General features: G+C 63.6%; 15 protein-coding genes and 1 pseudogene. 14 read left to right on the top strand and 2 right to left on the bottom strand.

Going from position 1 to position 18398, the window contains the following annotated elements; translation table 11 throughout:
• Window positions 1-13: 13 nt before the first annotated feature.
• The 5 genes from D5125_02445 to tsaA all read left to right on the top strand — a co-directional run bounded on the left by D5125_02445 (window position 14) and on the right by tsaA (window position 3256).
• A complete protein-coding gene (locus D5125_02445) occupies window positions 14-856 on the top strand; it encodes a hypothetical protein (protein QFY88431.1) in 843 nt (280 codons plus the stop codon).
• 45 nt (window positions 857-901) lie between these two features.
• Window positions 902-1540 (top strand): AAA family ATPase, encoded by a 639-nt coding sequence (locus D5125_02440; protein QFY88430.1) that lies wholly within the window; start codon window positions 902-904, stop codon window positions 1538-1540.
• Window positions 1537-1794, top strand: coding sequence for a hypothetical protein (locus D5125_02435; GenBank protein QFY88429.1), 258 nt, complete (start codon window positions 1537-1539; stop codon window positions 1792-1794). The genes D5125_02440 and D5125_02435 overlap by 4 nt, the downstream gene beginning before the upstream one ends.
• Window positions 1795-1904: 110 nt before the next feature.
• On the top strand, window positions 1905-2477 hold the full coding sequence (locus tag D5125_02430) for a DUF302 domain-containing protein (protein QFY88428.1): 573 nt from the start codon (window positions 1905-1907) through the stop codon (window positions 2475-2477).
• A gap of 65 nt (window positions 2478-2542) precedes the next feature.
• The gene (tsaA, locus tag D5125_02425; protein ID QFY88427.1) at window positions 2543-3256 is read left to right on the top strand and encodes a tRNA (N6-threonylcarbamoyladenosine(37)-N6)-methyltransferase TrmO; all 714 of its coding nucleotides are present in this window, start codon (window positions 2543-2545) and stop codon (window positions 3254-3256) included.
• A 13-nt stretch (window positions 3257-3269) separates the two neighbouring features.
• On the opposite strand, the gene D5125_02420 is transcribed toward tsaA, so the two are convergent.
• On the bottom strand, window positions 3270-4133 hold the full coding sequence (locus D5125_02420; GenBank protein ID QFY88426.1) for a co-chaperone YbbN: 864 nt from the start codon (window positions 4131-4133) through the stop codon (window positions 3270-3272).
• 321 nt (window positions 4134-4454) lie between these two features.
• Here D5125_02420 and D5125_02415 point away from each other — a divergent pair, with 321 nt between their 5' ends.
• The 4 genes from D5125_02415 to D5125_02400 all read left to right on the top strand — a co-directional run bounded on the left by D5125_02415 (window position 4455) and on the right by D5125_02400 (window position 9052).
• On the top strand, window positions 4455-5537 hold the full coding sequence (locus tag D5125_02415) for a hypothetical protein (GenBank protein QFY88425.2): 1083 nt from the start codon (window positions 4455-4457) through the stop codon (window positions 5535-5537).
• 20 nt (window positions 5538-5557) lie between these two features.
• Window positions 5558-6496: a toxic anion resistance protein gene (locus D5125_02410; GenBank protein QFY88424.1), complete on the top strand. Its 939-nt coding sequence runs from the start codon at window positions 5558-5560 to the stop codon at window positions 6494-6496.
• Window positions 6497-6684: 188 nt separating this feature from the next.
• The gene (locus tag D5125_02405) at window positions 6685-8235 is read left to right on the top strand and encodes a substrate-binding domain-containing protein (protein ID QFY88423.1); all 1551 of its coding nucleotides are present in this window, start codon (window positions 6685-6687) and stop codon (window positions 8233-8235) included.
• Window positions 8236-8425: 190 nt separating this feature from the next.
• Window positions 8426-9052, top strand: coding sequence for a hypothetical protein (locus D5125_02400; protein ID QFY88422.2), 627 nt, complete (start codon window positions 8426-8428; stop codon window positions 9050-9052).
• A 101-nt stretch (window positions 9053-9153) separates the two neighbouring features.
• On the opposite strand, the gene D5125_02395 is transcribed toward D5125_02400, so the two are convergent.
• Window positions 9154-9480: a TusE/DsrC/DsvC family sulfur relay protein gene (locus D5125_02395; GenBank protein ID QFY88421.1), complete on the bottom strand. Its 327-nt coding sequence runs from the start codon at window positions 9478-9480 to the stop codon at window positions 9154-9156.
• Window positions 9481-9968: 488 nt separating this feature from the next.
• On the opposite strand from D5125_02395, the pseudogene D5125_02390 reads away from it, so the two are divergent.
• The 5 genes and pseudogenes from D5125_02390 (at window position 9969) to D5125_02370 (ending at window position 17768) form a co-directional block, all read left to right on the top strand.
• Window positions 9969-11523: pseudogene (locus tag D5125_02390) on the top strand (nickel-dependent hydrogenase large subunit).
• Between the two features lie 11 nt (window positions 11524-11534).
• Window positions 11535-12476, top strand: a complete 942-nt coding sequence (locus D5125_02385; GenBank protein ID QFY88420.1) for a hydrogenase small subunit — start codon at window positions 11535-11537, stop codon at window positions 12474-12476.
• Window positions 12476-14260 carry a methyl-accepting chemotaxis protein gene (locus D5125_02380; GenBank protein QFY88419.1) on the top strand — a complete coding sequence of 595 codons (1785 nt, stop codon included), beginning with the start codon at window positions 12476-12478 and terminating at the stop codon, window positions 14258-14260. The genes D5125_02385 and D5125_02380 overlap by 1 nt, the downstream gene beginning before the upstream one ends.
• Window positions 14261-14489: 229 nt before the next feature.
• Window positions 14490-14729, top strand: coding sequence for a BolA/IbaG family iron-sulfur metabolism protein (locus D5125_02375; protein QFY88418.1), 240 nt, complete (start codon window positions 14490-14492; stop codon window positions 14727-14729).
• Window positions 14730-14768: 39 nt separating this feature from the next.
• Complete coding sequence (locus tag D5125_02370; GenBank protein QFY88417.1) at window positions 14769-17768, top strand: PAS domain S-box protein; 3000 nt, start codon at window positions 14769-14771, stop codon at window positions 17766-17768.
• The last annotated feature ends 630 nt before the right edge of the window (window positions 17769-18398 follow it).

Raw genomic sequence — 18398 nt, 5'->3', positions numbered from 1 at the left:
GAGGAGGTTGATCATGAAGGCAATCAAGATACCCAGCTGGCTGCTGAGTAGCGCGCTGGTACTGCCCGTGGGTACGGTGCTGGCCCAGGACGGCTACAGTTTCCGGCCCATGCCGGGGCAGGATTCGGCCGCATCCCAGGTGCCGCCGGGCTGGCGTCTCAGCCCGCTTCCCGCGCGGCAGACCGGGGCACAACCGGCGGACGACCACATGGGCTATCGTTTCGCCCCGCGTCAGGCCGAAGCGGCGGGTGCCGAACAGGCAGCAGCGCCAACCGATGGCGATCCAAACGCCCTGCGCTACAAGCCCAAGGAGGCGGCGGCCCTGCAGCCACCACCTCTGCCTACTGCCATCGACCCAAGCCATGACCCGGCCATGCAGGGCTATGGCATGGGCCAGGCTATGGGCCAGGGCCAGGCCTATGAGCAATCCGCCCAGGGGGGCTTCTCCCTGCCCGAGCGCCCGGCCATGCCGGAGCCGCCGCCACGGCCAGATTTCAATCGCCAACGGCTCAACCGGCCGGAACCCCCGACCCGGCCCGAGCCGCCACCAAGGCCCAAGCCGCTCTATCTGGAGGGGCGCTATATCGACGGCATGAACCGCCATCAGCACCAGTCCTACCCCTTCCGTCCCCTGGAGGACGAGAAAGAGGAGACGGCCCGCGCAGGCTCCCCTGAGGGCAACAATCGAACCCAGTCCAGGGGCGCGCCGACCTACGCCTATCCGCCGCAGCCTCCTCTGCCGCCGGCCTATCCGCCCATGCCCTACGACTCGGGCTACAACAACAATCGCGGGCCGAGCTTCAATGGCTTTCGGGTACCCTTTGGTAACGGCAATTTTCCCTTTAACTTCAGGTAGCCGAGGGCCGACTGGCATGGGGCAGGGCAGGCAAAGAGGTAGCGCATGATAACCGTGGTTGGCAGTCTCAAAGGTGGCTCGGGTAAAAGTACCCTGGCCTTCAATCTGGGGGTCTGGCTGGAGTTGGCCGATCTCAGCGTCGCCCTGATCGACGCCGACCCCCAGGCCACCCTGAGTGATGTGGTGGAGGTGCGCAGCGAGGAGGGCTTCAAGCCCAGGCTCAAGGTCAGCGGCGCGGAGGCCCTGGTTGAAGACCTGGCAAGCCTTGCCGATGAGGTGCTGATCGATGTGGGCACGGCGGACATGCAGGCCATGGGCAAGGCCCTGTCCCTGGCCGACCGGGTGGTCATGCCGGTGCCGCCCAGCCAGGCCGATGTCTGGTCGGCCCAGCGCTTTCTCAAGCTGGTGAATGACAGCGTCAGCGGCCAGGCCCCGGAGATCGTCTGCTTTATCAATCGCGGCGACACCCATCGCTCGGTGCGCGAGACCGACGAGGCCGCCGCTGCCCTGATCAGCCTGCCTGGGGTGCGCTTTCTCAAGGCGCGGCTGGCCCAACGCACGGTCTATCGGCGCTCCTTCAGCGAGGGCCTGGCGGTGTTTGAACTGGAGCGGCGTGGCAAGGGCGCGCGAGAGCTGCTCTCCCTTTGTGCAACCCTTTACCCACAGGTGGTTTCCCCATCATGAGGCAGTTGATTTTCTTTTTCCTGCGCCACTCGATCCTGCTCCTGCTGCTGGCCTATCTGGCGCTGGGCTATGTCTATCGCGGGCCGATCCTGGGCCTTGGCGAAGAGGCAGCGGCCCCGGCCTCGGTCCAGCCAGAGCCCCAAACCGAGCCCCAGCTACAGACTGAAGGTCCCGCTCAGTCCCCGGTTCCAGCACAACCCCAGGCACAACTTCAGGTGCAACCCAGGCCCAGCCCGTCTGAGCGGCAGGAGTAGGCCGGGGCCAGGCAGGGCGAGCCACCGACCTGGGGGCCTGGCGCGGGAGTAAACGAGCGTCTCACCCTTTTCACAGTATAAATAACAAGCTGAACCAACCGGAGGAATCCATGATTAGAAACCTGTTCGCCCTGATCGGCCTGCTCGCCATCATTCTGCTGGCCGTTGTCTTCTTCAAGGTGCAGGGGACGCTCTCGCATTTTGACCCCAAGGCCGGAGAGGTCTATCTGGAGATGATGGAGAGCATCATCAAGACACGCAATCCCGCCGCCGCTACGATATGGTCGGTGCCGGTAGAAGAGGGCCTGTCGGCCGACGATGTGGATCAGACCATGAAGATGGTGGCCAATGAACTGAACATGTCCTTTGTCGGTGAATTGCCCACCTCCAAGGACATAGAGGCCAAGAGCGGCAAGCCCTACCGCCTGGTGAAGATCTACATGTTCTGCAATTCCCTGGTCGCCGCGCAGATGATCGACTACAGCGACGCCTTTGCCGCCTACATGCCCTGTCGCATCACCCTGGTGGAGGACAAGACCGGCAAGCTGTGGCTGATTGCCCTGAACATGGACCTGATGATCTACGGCGGCGAACCCCTGGCACCCGATCTAAAGAAGGTGGCCGAGCAGGTCAAGGACAATATGCTGGAGATCATGAACCGGGGTGCCAAGGGCGAGTTTTAGCCCGACCCTGGCCTGGTCGGACATGCCGGGCCTTCTTGCTTAAGCACTGCGCTTGTTCAGATCAGATGCACAGCTTCAGCTTCGCGCCCATAGGCATCATTGAGAGCCCCTTCAGGGAGCGCTTCGGCATCCCCCGCCAGCCCGGCCTGGCCCCCACGGCCCAGGGGCGGTTGCGCCTGCTGCCACCCTACGACAACCCCGCCTGCGTCGAGGGACTGGAGCAGGTCAGCCACCTGTGGGTTCAGTTCGTCTTCCACGCCACCGCAGCGGCCGGCTGGCAGCCACGGGTGCGGCCGCCGCGTCTGGGCGGCAATCGGCGTCTGGGGGTATTCGCCAGCCGCTCCAACTTTCGCCCCAACCCCATCGGGCTGTCGGTGGTGCGGCTGGATCGGTTGGACTACAGCGGCCAGCGGGCAAGCCTGCTGATCTCCGGGCTGGATTTGCTCGACGGTACCCCGGTGCTGGATATCAAGCCCTATGTGCCCTATGTGGATGCGGTAGACGATGCGCGCAACGGCATAGCCGCACAGGCCCCGGCCAAGGCGCTGCGCATCGGCTTCAGCCCGGAGGCGCTGGCGCAACTGGCCCGGCTTGAGGCGGGCGCTCAACTACAGCGGCTGATTGGCGAGATCCTCAGCCTGGACCCCAGGCCGGCCTATCGCCAGGGCGAATCGGGCCGCGAGCACGCCACCCGCCTGATGGGTCAGGACGTGCGCTGGCGCATGCTTACCCCAGACCAGGCCGAGGTATTCGAGATTCGGCCGGATGGCCCGGCCTGAATCCGCTGCCCGCTCAGTGCAATAGGGTAAACATGCGGTTGCGGTATCGGCTTACCAGCTCGCCACTGCCGCCAAGCAGGTCAAACACCTGCAACATGCCCTTGCGCGCGGCATCATCCCGGTAGGCGCGATCCCGCCGCATAAGCTCCAGCAGCAACTCCAGCGCCTGTTCATAATCCTCCTGCTGCAGGGCGTGCATGGCCAGCAGATAGCGCGCCTCGCTATCGCTGGCATCGGCCGCCAGGCGCTTGTGCAGCTCCAACGGGGCGGGACTGTCCTGCAATTGCTGGCGCATGTCGATCTGGGCAATCAGGGCGGCCGCAGCGGGCTCGGAGCGGGCATTGTCGTCCAGCCCGGCAAGGATTTCCCTGGCCTGATCGATCTGCCCCATGGCGGCAAGGATGCGTGCCTGGCCGATCTTTACCCTGGGGTTGACCGGGTCCAGCTCGGCGGCCCGGCCAAGCAGGCCGGCGGCCTGTTCGCCATCGCCTTGCAGGGCCAGTTGCTCCGCTTGGGCGATGAGCAGGTCCACCTCGTTGGGGATGTGCTTGTCGAGAAAGGCGCGCACCTGCGGCTCGGGCAGGGCACCCATGAACTCGTCCACCGCCTGGCCCTTGATGAACAGGCGCACCGTGGGCAGGCTGCGGATGCCCAGGGCGCTGGCGATGTTGGGGTTTTCTTCGGTATTCAGCTTGGCCAGAATGAATTTGCCACGGTATTGCTCGGCCAGACTGGCAAGCACCGGCATCAGGCTGCGGCAGGGCTGGCACCAATCGGCCCAGAAATCCACCACCACGGGACGTTGAAAGGAGGCCTCCAACACGGTCTGCTGGAAATCACTCTCACTGACATGGATGACAAAAGGGTTATCGCTCACGGGCATATCCTGTTTGAAGGCAATTGAACCGGGCGTGCAGTTTACTAAAGAACGGGATTACAAAACATTCGCCGCGCGGAATCCCTGTCGGGTTTGGCTCTCCCGGCAGGCCCAAGCGCCGTCCTGAGCCTGTCGAAGGGGGCTTGCCGGGGCAACTTCGAAAAACCGAACAAAGTCGAACCTGGATCGATGTCGCAGAATTGTAATAAATCACCGGTAGCCTGTCGTTCCTTGGCTTGTACCCAAGGCGGGTTGCTGGCTTGATTCCTTGGCGCTGGTCCTCAATCCGTTCTCAACCGGGTTTTCTCTCTGGGGCTCTTGATGCAAAGACGTGTGTTGGCACCGGTCATGGCGGGGCTGTTGTTGCTGGGGGTGGCCCTGGCCATCGGCTTCTCCTTTAGCGAACAGCAGCAACTGCGTCAGCAACAGGCCCTGGTGGGCTACACCGGCTCGGAGAATATCGACTATTTTCGAGACCCGCGCACCCAGGAGCGCCTGGCCCAGCTGGGCTTCAGCGTTGAGGCGCGCAAGGCCGGCTCACGGGAGATCGCCAGCCTGGATCTGACCGGCATCGACTTCGTCATGCCCTCCGGGGTGCCCGCCGCCGAGAAAATCCGTAGCCTGCACAACAGCCCATCGCCCAGCCAGCCCTTCTATTCAGTCATGGCCCTGGCCTCCTGGAAACCCATCGCCGAGATACTGGTAAGCAACGGCTTTGCTGAGCGGCGTGACGGGGTCTATTGGGTACACCGCATGGACAGGCTGTTGGATGCTATAGAAAACAAGACCCGCTGGAACGAACTGCGTGACAGCCAGGCCTACCCGGCCAACAAGCCCCTGCTGATCAACTCCACCGACCTGCGCCATTCCAACTCCGCTGCCATGTATGCCGCCCTGGCCTCACAGGTGTGGAATGGCGATCTGCTGCAAAGCAGCCAGCAGGCCGAGCAATTGGCACCCCGAGTGGCCAGCCTGTTTCTTGGCCAGGGCTATACCGAACACTCTTCCTCTGGCCCTTTCGAGGACTATCTGGTGATGGGCATAGGCAAGGCGCCCCTGGTGATGGTCTATGAAAGCCAGTTCCTGGCCGAGGCGGCGGCCGAGCCCTCTCGACTGCGAGCGGAGATGGTGCTCCTGTATCCCCAGCCCACCCTGTTCACCGAGCGCCAGTTCATCCCCCTGAGCGAGGGGGCAAAGGCCCTGGCCGAGGCGATGCTGACCGATGAACAGTTGCAAGAGATTGCCGTGCAGTATGGTTTTCGCACCCGCAATCCGGCCAGTTTCGAGGCCTTTGTCCAGGCCAACCAGCTGCCGGTGCCGAGCCATTTCGTCGATGTGATCAACGCCCCCACCTTCGAGGTGATGGAGGCCCTGATCAAGGCCGTCGCCGACCGCTATCAGTAGATTCAGACCCCTTGCAGACCATGCAACAGCCCACTCAGGAGCCGCTTCAGGGGTACCAGAACCCTGCTCAAGCAGCAGCGGACCCGGCTCGGCAAGCCCAGCTCGATGGCCTGCTGCAACGCCTGCTACAGGCCGATGGGCCGGGCCGGATTGAGCTGAACAATCAGCTGCACGCCCTGGGCAGCGCCGAGATGGCGCAGCTGGGCACGCGCCTTGGCCTCAAGCCCCAAGGCGGTGCCCTGGTCGCGGTGGAGGCGGGCCTGGCCGAGCTGCTGGGGCTGGTGGATCGGCTCGACCCGGCCCGGCGCGGCCCCCTGGATGGGCGGCGCAAGCTGTTCGGCCTGATTCCCCTGGGCAGCCTCCTGGCCGATTATTTTCAGGACTATGTGCGTCAGCAGGGTGCCCTACGCCAGGCCATGGACCGGCTGCGTGATGGCCGCGACGCCCTGTTGCGGCAAAACATAGATGCCCAGGACCAGCTGCTCTGGCTCAAGGGCCAAGAGCAGCGGCTCAGGCAGCTGGAAGGGCTGGCCGCTGGCCTGGCGAAGCGCGTGCAGGCAGCCCTGCCGGGGCTGGAACAGGGCAGCGGGGAAGACAGGCAGCGCGCCCAGTGGATTCGTGAAGAACTGTTGTATTTGCTGCAGCAGCGGCGCTCCGACCTGCTTAGCCAAATCCTGGTGGCCGAACAGGCCCAGCAGGTGCTGAAGATGACCTACAGGGTCAATCTGGACCTGCTGGACGGCATAGATCGGGCGCTGGACACCACATTGGCGGCCCTGGGGGTGGCGGTGGCCGCCGCCCGCCAGCTGACCCAGCAGGAGCTGGTGCTGGATCAGCTGCGCGGGTTGCAGCAGAGCGGCCTGGCCGGGGCGGAGATGGGGCAGCTGCGTGAGGCCTTCAGCGAACTGCGTCTGGGATTGGAACAACTGGCCGCAGCGGCGCAGGACTTGGAAGGCTAAGGCCTGATGGCCGTTTGCATACTGTGCAAGTTGCGAAGCCTTGTTTACTCCCTCTCCCCCCGGAAGGGTTACTGTGAAACATCCGTGGCAATTTTCGAGTCCCGAGTCCCGAGTCCCGAGTCCCGAGCCCCGATGCGGCCAAACCAGCGCAAGGCGCAGCATTTTTTCTACAGCAACAGGGTAAGCCCATGGCCAAATTGAAATACCTGATCCCCGTCCTGGCTATCCTTGCCTTGGCCAACTGGTTCTTTGTCGGTGGCGGTACTGATGGCCCGGTGCTGCGGGTTCTGGCCGGTTCTGAGCTGAAGGATGTACAGCCCCTGCTGGAGCAGATCCGCCGCGAGACCGGCATCCGCCTGGAATTCCAGTTCACCGGCACCCTGGATGGGGCCGAGGCCCTGGCGGCGGGCGAGGCCTATGACCTGGCTTGGTTCTCCCATGCCAAATACCTCAGCCTGCTGCAGGAAAAGACCGGACAGCGCTACATCAAGGGCGCGGAGCGGATCATGACCTCGCCGGTGGTGCTGGGGGTCAAGCGCAGCCTGGGCGAGCGCCTGGGCTGGTGCGATGGCCAGGTCAGCTGGCGCGACATCGCCGCCAAGGCCGCCGCCGGTGAGTTCCGCTTTGCCATGTCGAACCCGGCCGCCTCCAACTCGGGCTTCTCCAGCGTGGTCGCCGCCCAGGTGGCCTTCAGCGGCGAGGCCCTGTCGGTGGAGAACGTCGATCCCAGCGAGATGCGCCAGCTGGCCCAGGGGCACAAGCTGCGCTCCGGCAGCTCCGGCTGGCTGGCCGATCTCTACCTGCGCCGACAGGACGAGACCGACGGCATCTTCAACTACGAATCCGTGCTGCTGGCGCTCAACCGCAACCCCCAGCTGAAGGAGAAGCTCTGCCTGGTCTATCCGGCAGAGGGCATAGTCACCGCCGACTACCCGCTGTTGCTGCTGGATGAGGCCCAGCGCGAGGCCTATCAGAAACTGGTGGACTTTCTCAAGACGCCGGAGATGCAGCGCCAGCTGATGGCCAGCGGCTGGCGGCCGGTCAGTGCCCAGGTGGCCTTGAGCGCCGAGTTCCCCGACCGGCTGATCCTGGAGGCCCCCTTTCCCGCCACGGTGGAGGTGATCGACGCCATCCTCTTCGCCTATCTGGACCGGCAGCTGCAACCGGGCTTTGCCATCTATGTCATTGACACCTCGGGCTCCATGAGCGGGGAGGGCATGCGGCAACTCAAGGCCACCCTGCACGGCCTGACCGGCAAGGACAGCTCCATCACCGGCCAGTTCGCCCGTTACCGCCAGGGCGAGCGGATCGGTTTTTTGCCCTTTGCCGGCAAGCCCAAAGGCCTGCAAACCTGGGATTTCTCCCAGGACCCCGCCCTGCTGGCGCAGTTGGCCCAGGCGATCGACGGACTCAAGGCCAAGGGCGGCACCGCCATCTTCGACGCCCTGGTGCAGGCCTATGAGCTGGCGGCCATCGAACGGCGTAAGCAGGGTGCCGACTACCCTATCAGCCTGGTGCTCATGTCCGATGGCTCCAATACCTCGGGGCGCGACGAAGAGGCCTTCCAACGCTGGTTTGAACAGCATCGGCCACAGAACATCCCGGTCTTCAGCGTCACCTTCGGCAACGCCGATCAGGGCCAGATGCAGCGTATTGCCGAACTCACCGGCGGGCGCAGCTTCGATGGCCGCAAGCACAGCCTGTCGCAGGTGTTCAAAAAGATCCGTGGCTATCAATGAGCCCAGCTGAGCCCAAGCTAGAAAACCCAAACCAGGACGCAGAGGACGCAAAGCAGCGCAGAGTTACTATGAACAACCTTGGGGTTTACCACTCAACCTGGGAGCTCCGAGCGCTGGCTCGGAGGCGCAACGGAGTAAGGGTAGCCATGCCTAACGGCAACCTGTGGTTTATCGGATCAGGACTAGGGGTATGAGTATGTCGGGTCGGTTGGCGCGCTTCTTCTACGGCACCCCCAATCTGGTGGGTATGGGTCTGGCCCTGCTTGGGCTGGGGCTGCTGTTTTTCGGCCTGATCAAGAGCTTCTGGTGGCTGATCGTCGCCGGGCTCTACGGGGTGGGCTATCTGGGCACGCCGCAGCGGCCAGAGGAGGTGCGCCAGCTGGACGAGCGGCTGGAGATGCAATCACTGCTGCAGGCCTTCGCCGAGTTGTGCCATCGGGTGCGCCCGCACCTGAGCCCGCCGGTGCTGGCTCAGTTGGAAGTGTTTCAGCAACACGCCGAGGCCATAGTGCAGCGCATCGACCGGCTGGAACAGGGTAGCGATACCCGCCATGCGGTACGCCAGACCCTGGCCCATTATCTGCCCGAGTTGATCCACGACTACCTGCAACTGCCCCCGGCCTTCGCCCGTTTTCACCCGGTACGCGAGGGCAATACCCCGCGCCAGATCCTGCTCCAACAGCTGGAGCTGGTCAACGGCGAATTCTCCCGCATCCTCAAAGACCTGCACAGCGAACAGGTGGGCAAGCTGGAGGCCCACGGCAAGTTCCTGCGCCAGCGCTTCAAACATGCCGACTCGGTGTTTGAGTATTCCTGACCGGGTAAGGATCATGGGGCTGCCCCACACCTGTCTGAGCTAGAAGTCTGTCGGGTTTAGGTGCCCGCTACCCGCAACGAGCACCCAAACCCGACAGGCCCCTAGCCGGTGCTCCAGGCGCGGGGCTTTCTCATGCCGGAGATCTTGCAGGCCTGTTTGACATAGCCGTAGGGGAACAGATCGAAGAGGATCTTCTTGGCGTCTTTTTTGTCCATGTCCTGCTGGCTGGCCAGGTAGTCGTCCACGTGGCGCACGTCCGGCACTATGCGGTGCTCGCTGAAGTATTCCCGAATAAAGCGCAGGATCTGCCAGTGGGTTGGGTTCAGTTCAATCCCTTCTTCTTGGGCCAGTTCCTTAGCCATGTCTTCGTCCCAATCGTCGGGGTTGAGCAGATAGCCTTCGGCATCGCGTTCAATGGTTGCTTTCATAGACAGGGTCTCCGGATGGGGGGATATCTTTTTTGGCGGCCTAAAGATTAAGCCAACCTGCCGTTAGTATAGCAAATCGCTTGCCGGCCGCACCGGCACTGGCGCTTTGGCCTCAGGGCTCGGCGCGTCAGAATTCCGGCTTGATAAAAGTCAAGCGATCTGCCGGAGTTGGCTGCTAATACTCACAAAACACATAGGTTTTACCCCGGTATTGGCTGAATGCATTAACTGGCCCGTTCTGTGCTTCAGGCACGGCGGGGTGGACACCGCCCCGGCCGAGGGGACTCCCCACGGGTGGACTGATCGGCCCCCTATCTCCAAGGGACGAGGGAATTTGCCGAGTCAGGCCGCTCCCCCCTACCGCTCTCCTTTCAGGCCTGAGCGGGGCGAGCGGCCGGAGCAGATGCCTTTGCAATCTCTTGATGTTGCACTGTGACTCAGTGGCTTAACTGACGAATCTTGGATCAATAACAGACAAGGCGAGTGATATGACGGCAAGACGAGTGGTGGTGGACCCGGTGACCCGGATCGAGGGACACCTGCGGGTGGAGACGCAGATCGAAAACGGCCAGGTGACCGATGCCCGTTGTTCGGCGGATATGTTTCGCGGCATAGAGGCGGCCCTGGTGGGCTACGATGCCAGGGTGGCCCAGCAGGTCACCCAGCGGGTGTGCGGGGTCTGCCCCTATGCCCATGCCGAGGCCGCCTCCCTGGCCCTGGAGGATGCCATGGGGCTGCGCCCCAACCGCAACGGTCAGCTGTTGCGCAACCTGATCGTCGGCGCCTACCAGCTGCAGGACTATTTGCTGCACTTCTACACCCTGTGCGCCCTGGATTTCATCGACATCACCGCCGTGCTCAGGTATCAGGGACGCGATGCCGCCCTGTCCGGGCTGCGTGATTGGGTACGCAAGGAGCTGGCCAGTGGCAAGGTGTTTCCCGCCGCGCCCTTCCTGCCGCGCTATCAGGCGGTCTATGTGGAAAATCCGGAGGTCAATATCTCGGCCATCAAGAGCTACGTCGATGCCCTGCCGGTGATGGCCGATCTGCACAAGATGGTGGCCCTGTTCGGTGCCAAGGCACCCCATCCCACCACCATCGAGGCCGGTGGCGTTACCACCCGGCCCAAGGTGGACATGATCATGCGCTACGAGCAGCTGCTGGAGCGCATCGCCCCCTTCATCGAGGAAAACTTCCGCCGCGATCTGCTCGGCGTGGCGGCCGAGTTCCCTGGCTATTTCCACGAGGGCAAGGGCTACGGCAATCTGCTCTCCTTCCCCTATCTGCCGGAAGACAGCGGCGAGAACTTCATGATCGCCGGCGGTGCCAGCATCGCCGGCCAATATGAGCCATTGGATATCGGCCGCATCACCGAGGACCACCGCTTCTCCTATTTACACCGATAAGCCCGATGCCGGGCGCGCGCCGGGCAGCCGTGCCGCCCTGACCCCGATCAGCGAGGCCGGTTACAAGCGCGAGCACGCCAAGCCCGATGGCAAATACAGCTGGTCGCGGGCACCCCGTTACGGCGGCGAGGTGATGGAGGTTGGCCCGGCCGCGCGGGTGATCAACACCTATCGCGCCGGGGTCAATCCCAGCCTCAATGCCCTGGTGGACAGCACCTGCCGGGAGATCGGCATCGGCCTGGAGCAATTGGTCTCGGTGCTGGGTCGCCACACCAGCCGCTGGATCCTGGCCAAGCTGACCCTGGACACCCTGCGCCGCGATATCCAGCGGGTCAAGGCCGATGAACTGGCCTTCGTCGAACGCGACATCCCCAAGAACGCCAGCGGCGTGGGCCTGACCGAGGCCACCCGGGGTGCCCTGGGGCACTGGATCGAGACCGACGACAAGGGCCTGATCCGGCGCTACGAGATGGTGGTGCCCACCACCTGGAACCTCTCGCCGCGGGATGCCGCCGGCCGCCCCGGCGCGGTGGAGCAGATGCTCATCGGCACCCGTATCGCCGACCCGGAAAACCCCATGGAGCTGGCCCGCATCGTGCGCTCCAGCGACCCCTGCATGGCCTGTTCTGTGCATTAGGAGGCAGAAGCGTGTTCGATCAACCCCTATCCCGGCGTGATTTCCTCAAGCGCATCTACGCGGCCCTGGTCACCGTAGGCGCGTCCTCTTTTCTCAGTTTTGAAGACCTGCTGGCGGCCGATGCGGCAAGCCCGGATGACCGGCTCAATGTGGTCTGGCTGCACGGCACCTCCTGCAGCGGCTGCTCGTGCAGCTTTCTGGATATCGAATATGTCTCGGTGCCGGACATACTGACCCGCTTCACCAACATGATCTTCCACCCGGACATCTCCCTGGCCACGGGGGATCAGGTGACCGGCCTGCTGGATCGGCTGCACGCCTCGGACATGCCCTACCTGCTGGTGCTGGAGGGTGGCATCCCGGTAGGCATGCCCCATGCCTGCATCATGGGCGGGCGGCCCTTTGTCGATTGGATGAAACCCCTGGCGGCCAAGGCCAGCGCCGTGGTGGCGGCCGGTACCTGCGCCGCCCTCGGCGGTATCCCCAAGATGGAGGGCATGATCACCGGCTCCCACACCCTGGCCGAGTTCCTGCGGCGCGAGGGCCTGGAAAAACCCCTGGTCAACCTGCCGGGCTGCCCGATGAAGCCCGAGCACCTGGTCTATACCCTGCTGCACTACATCCGCGTTGGGCGCATGCCGGAGATGGACGCCTCGCAACGGCCGCTGCGCTTCTTTGAGCACAGTATCCATGATCGCTGCGTCTATTACGCCGATTTTCAGGAGAAGTACTTCGCGAAAAAGATCGGCGACCCCGGCTGTCTGCTCAAGCTCGGCTGCCAAGGCCCGGTGACCCACAGCGACTGCATGATCAACGGCCACAACGGCAACACCAACACCTGCATCCGCGCCGGCCATCCCTGCATCGGCTGCGCCGATGAGCACTTCCCGCGCAAGGTCATGCTGCACAGCTTCGATGACAAGCGCTTTGCCCGCAAACGGAGGCCCTTCTGATGGACGCGCGTGACAATCAGCTGCACTTCAGTCACTCCCTGGTCTTTCGCGCCATGCTCTATCTGGGTCTGAGCATCGCCCTGGTGGTGATATTCGCCGTGGCCGCCGTGCTCTATCACCAGGAACAGATGCTGGAGCGCAAGATCCTCAGCGACGGCCATGGTCTGCTGGCGAAATTCATCACCGAGACCCAGGACTCCCTGGCCAAGGGCCAGCCGCGCACCTTTCAGTCCATTATCGACAATGCCGCCAAGATCGAAGAGGTGCGCGACACCGCCCTCTACACCCGGCTGGGGCTGATGACCTACACCTCCGGCCAGGTCACCGTGGGCAAGCCCTTTGTGCGTGAGGGGGAAAACGGAGAGCTGCAGAACCCCAATATCCCCCTGCACCGCGAGACCGATGGCCGCTACCGCCGCCCGGACTGGAATGTCCGTGACCTGCACGAAACCGAAAAGGCGCGCGAACATACCGCCGGCCGGACCCAGCAAGAATGCTTCGGTTGCCATATCCGCGTACCCGAGCTGCCGTTTGATGAGCAGGGCCGCGCCTACCGCATCGGCGAGGGCAGTGCCGAGTTCTACTACGCCCTGCCGGTGGAACGGGAGTGCATCAGCTGCCACACCAACTGGAAGGAGGGCGAAAAGGCCGGTTATCTCGGCATTACCCTGGATACTGGCTTTGCCACTGAACAGCGGCAGGAAAACCTGCGCAGTATCCTTATCGTGCTGGGTGCCGTGCTGCTGCCCGGCGCCCTGGTCATGGCCCTGGTGTTCCGGCTGATGATCTACCGGCCAATCAAGGCCCTGATCGGCAACATCGAAGACCTGACCCGGGGCGAGGGTGATCTCACCCGTCGCCTGCAACTGAGTGGGCGGGGTGAGATGAGCCTGCTGTCGCGCCTGTTCAACTCCTTTGTGGAAAAGATCCACAACATAGTGGTCGCCATCAAGACGCAGATGTCCTCGGTACACGGCGAGGCCGGCGGGCTATCCCAGAGTGCCGAGGAAATCTCGCTACGTAACCGCCAGATCGCCGAGCGCCTGGAGGACGTGGTACACCACGCCGGCGAGGTGGGCCGGGCCTCCGATGAGGTCTCCACCGCCCTGCAGGCGATCCGCGCCGACATGCAGACCACCGTTGAGGTGATCGAAAAAAGCGGCCGCGCCGCAGGCCAGAACCGGGTCGCCACCCAGTCGGCCCAGGGCAAGCTGGAGGTCTTTCTGGAGCGCATGGACGGCCTCAACCAGCGCGCCCAATCCATGCTGGAGTTGCTCAAGCAGATCGACACCATCGCCGAACAGACCAATCTGCTGGCGCTGAATGCCGCCATCGAGGCGGCCCGGGCCGGCGAGACCGGACGCGGCTTTGCCGTGGTGGCCGACGAGGTGCGCAACCTGGCCGGGCGCACCGGCGAGCTGACCCACTCGATCAACGATATCGTCGGCGGCTTCACCCGGGACATGGCCCAGGCCCGGGAGCTGATGTCCGAGACCAGTCAGGAGATGACCGCCATCGCCCAGTCCTCCAGCGCCACCGAGACCGACCTGCAAGAGGCGGTGGAGCGCAGCCGCGCCCTGCACCGAGAGTTTGGCCGCATGGAAGACGCCGCCGAACGCCAACGCCAGCTGACCAGTTCGATCAACCAGGCCATAGTCCAGGCCGGCGAGGAGGCAGGACGCACCCGCGAGACCGGCGAACGGGTACAGGAACTCGCCCACCGCTTGCTGGAGGCGGTACATCAAGTGGAAGACGTCACCTCACGCTTCCGCACCAGTACCTGACAAAAAGGTTCCTGATTACCCACAAATCTCAGCCAACCAAATAGGGCGGCCCGTGGCCGCCGCGTCATCTGCGCAAGGCTTGTCCACAGTAAGCACGGGGTGATGCAGGGCATGGCGGTGATTGCCCCGGCCTGGGTTTTTACTTACCCTTGACTGCTTCGGGACTTGCGATGATGGGCAAGGGCAAGGCCGTTTCACAGTACGTTTCACACTAACTGGCGAGGGTGTCATGGATCAGGAATCGGTCAAGCACATGATTCAACAGGGCTTCAGCGAGGCCGAGGTGGAGGTGGGCGGAGAGGGCTGCAACCTCAGCGTCACCGTGATCAGCCCGGATTTTGTCGGACAAAGCCGCATCCAGCGCCATCGACAGGTGATGGATCGGGTCAAGGCCCTGCTCGAAAGCGGTGAGCTGCATGCCCTCAGCGTCACCACCTACACCCCGGAGGACTGGGCCAAACGGCCCTGATCCGGCGGCCAGGGTAATAGCCCCAGACAGTTCAGGTCCATGAGCCGCTACAGCGAAACACAACTGCAACAGGCCCTGGCGCGCTGCGCCGATGAGCCGATTCATCAACTGGGTCGGATCCAGCCGCAGGGCTACCTGCTGGTGCTCTCGGCCGATGCCGAGCGGTGCCTGCTGCAGGTCAGCGCCAACGGCGCGGAACTGTTCGCCCTGGCGGATGTGCAGGCGGCCCTCAACCAGCCCCTGGCGCAGTTGCTGGGGGAGGCGGCGGTGACCCAGGTGGAGCAGCTGATCGCGCATGCCGGGGAGCGCTTCAGCGGTGCCGGGTGGCTCAATCTGGCCGGGGGCGAGGCGGTGTTGCAGGCACGCCTGTTCCTCAGCGATGGCCTGCCGGTGCTGGAGCTGAGCCGGGAGGACCCGAGCCAGGGCGCTGCCGAGCTGGCCGAGATCGTCCTGCGCAGCCAGCGCGCCCTGCTGCGTCTGGATCAGGAGCCGGAGGAGATCCCCTATATGCGGCAGCTGGCGGGGGTGGCCCAGCGCCTGACCGGCTTTGATCGGGTGATGATCTACCGCTTTGACGGCAACTGGGATGGCGAGGTCATCGCCGAGGCCCTGAGCCCTGGCATGACCGCCTATCTGGGCACGCGCTTTCCGGCCAGCGATATCCCGCCCCAGGCGCGTGCCCTCTACGCCCTCAACCCCCTGCGTCAGGTGCATGACGTGGAGGCCGAGGATGTTGCCCTGCTGCCACGGATCAACCCCCACAGCGGCGCACCCCTGGATCTGAGCCTATCGGCCCTGCGCAGCTTCTCGCCGGTGCATGTGGAGTACCTGCGCAACATGGGGATCAGGGCCTCCCTGTCTATCTCCCTGTGGCAGAACGGCCGCCTCTGGGGCCTGATCGCCTGCCATCACATGCGCCCGCGTTCCCTGCCGTTGGCCCTGCAGGACGCCGCCATTGGCCTGAGTCAGACCGCATCGAGCAAGCTTTCGGCGCTGGAATCCCGGCGTCGGCACGACCTGGGCAACGAGATCAGCGGCATCATCGGCCGCCTGCTGAGCATCATCAACATCGACAGCGAAGATCGGGTGTTACAGCAGCTCCAGCCGGAGCTGCTCGGTCTTTTGGATGCCGGCGGGCTGCTGGTGCGGATCGAGGGCTCACTGTGCAGCATGGGCGAGCTGCCCGCTGCCGAGCAGATCGAGGCCCTGCTTGACTGGCTGGAACAACAACCGGCGGCAGGGGTATTCGCCTGCGACGACCTGCCGCAACGCTTTCCCCCGGCGCAGGCCTATGCGGATCTGGCCTCCGGGCTGTTGGCTGCGCCCTGGGACGGTGACAGGCGCAACGCCATGATCTGGCTGCGGCCCGAGCGTCTGCGCACCGTGCGCTGGGCCGGTAACCCGCAAAAGACCCTGCTGGCGGACCCCAGCGGCGCGCTGCGCCTGTCGCCGCGTACCTCATTCGAGACCTGGACCGAATCCTGGCGCGGGCGCAGCCAGGGCTGGAGCGCGGTGGAACAGGACGCGGCCGGGCTGCTGGCCCGCGCCCTTACCGAGGGCATAGCGCAAAAACACCGCCTGGAGCAGGCCCAGGCCCTGCACCGGGAGATGCAGCAGCGCTACTCCCTGGCCCTGCAGGCCACCAACGACGGCATCTGGGATTGGGACCTGGCCAACAACCGGGTCTTCATCAACCCCGCCTTCGCCCACATGCTCGGGTACAGCGTCGAGGAACTGGGCGACGACTCCCGGCAGATGCTGGAGCGGCTGTTGCCAGCGGATCGGCACGACGCGGTGCTGGCGCAGATCCAGCGCCACCTGCGGGAGGAGGGCGATTACGAGATGGACCTGCGTCTGCGCTGCAAGGATGGCAGCCACCGCTGGGTGCTGCAACGCGCCAGCCTGATCGATCAGGACCCTCAGGGCCAGCCCCTGCGGGTCATAGGCACACATACCGATCTGACCGATCGCAAGCAGCTGGAGATGGAGCTGCGCGAGGCCAGGGATCACGCCCTGGCCGCCAGCCGCAGCAAAAGCATCTTCCTGGCCACTATGAGCCATGAATTGCGCACCCCGCTCAACGGCATCCTCGGCATGTTGGAGCTGGCGCGGATGAAGGCCAAGGACAACCCCAAGCTGATGCGCCACCTGGAGGTGGCCACCCAATCGGCCAAGGAGCTGCTGGAGCTGATCAGCGACCTGCTCGACTTCACCCAGATCGAGGCCGATCGTCTCGACCTGGTGCAGGAAGACTTTGCCCTGGACCAGCTGCTGGCAGAATTGCAGGGCCTGATGATGCCCGCTGCCCGCAAGAAGGGGCTGGAGTTTGCTCTCCAGGTCAGCCCCGCCCTGGCCCACAGCCGTTTCCGTGGCGATAGCCAGCGTCTGGGCCAGGTGTTGCGCAATCTGCTCAGTAACGCCATCAAGTTCACCGCGCAGGGTGGCGTGCAACTGAGCGTCAGCCAGCGGGGACAGGATGGCCCAAGGGTGCTGCTGCGGTTTCAGGTTCAAGACAGCGGCATCGGCATCAGCCCGGAGGATCAAACACGCCTGTTCAGCCTGTTCGAACAGTTGGACGGGGCCAGCAACCGGCGCTTCGGCGGCAGCGGCCTGGGGCTGGTGCTGAGCAAGCGCCTGGTGGAGCTGATGGATGGCAGCATAGGCGTGGACAGCCGACCAGGGCAGGGCAGTAACTTCTGGTTCATTCTGCCCCTGGAGCAGCTGGGATCGGCCGCAGGGCCAGGTCAGGATCAGCCCCCGACCCCGGATTCGGCCCCTGATTCGGCACCAGACCAGCCCCAAACCCAGCCAGACAAGAAGCCGATAGACAGCGAGCAGCTACAGCGGCTGGGCAGGCAGATGCTTGAGCTGCTGCAGCAAGGCAACATCAAGGCCATAGGCCTGTTTGAAGAACACAGCGAGCTGTTCCACGCCACCTCGGCCAGCACCGCCCGGCAGTTGGAGCAGGCCCTGCATGATTTTAACTTCGAGCAGGCCGCCCAGGCCCTCAGACAACTGCTGGGGGAGCAGGTCGGCTGAAGACGCCATGCAGGAATGGGCAGCTCGGGCTTCCAGCCCGACAGTCGCCCGCAAGGACAACCAAGGCGCTGCAAATGGATTGAATGCCGCTGATGCTTGTGGCCGCGCTCCATGATCCTCAGCCCTTTTTTTTGCCTTGGCAAAGGGTGCGGGCTTGGGCTATAGTCAAACCTCGTTGAATCTTGATCGGCACAGGAATCACGGAGACCAGAGAGAGCAGCGCGTTTTTAATGAGTTATGCCTTAATCACACTCACCTGGAAGGTATTGAGTGTTATTAATTGTTGCAAAAGTAATGGCAGTTTAAATTCTTTCCTGATGCCTGAATTAGAAGCGCCCAGTGAATAACATCAACTGCAAGAACTTATGCAACGATTAATACCTTTTCAGCTCATTGATTTTTCTCTGTGTACCCTGTTGCTCCATGGCTAAGTCCTCTTTAAAATTGGCTCGAATCCATCCCATGATCTACCTGCAGACAGCCCAGAGCGTTATTGCCCATGCACCCGCTGCAGGGTGCCGTCTGCCTGCTTGTCTTTGCCTTCTGCGACTGCTGCCCTGAGGGGCATATACTCCAACCACCCCGGCGGGGGCCATACGCAACAATCCAGATTTTACAACTGCCTGAGCC

The organism is gamma proteobacterium SS-5 (genome assembly GCA_009497875.2).
Taxonomy (GTDB): domain Bacteria; phylum Pseudomonadota; class Gammaproteobacteria; order Chromatiales; family Chromatiaceae; genus Magnetovirga; species Magnetovirga frankeli.
Note: the sequence above shows the minus strand (reverse complement) of the source record. Positions and strands in the feature narration are given on the sequence as shown.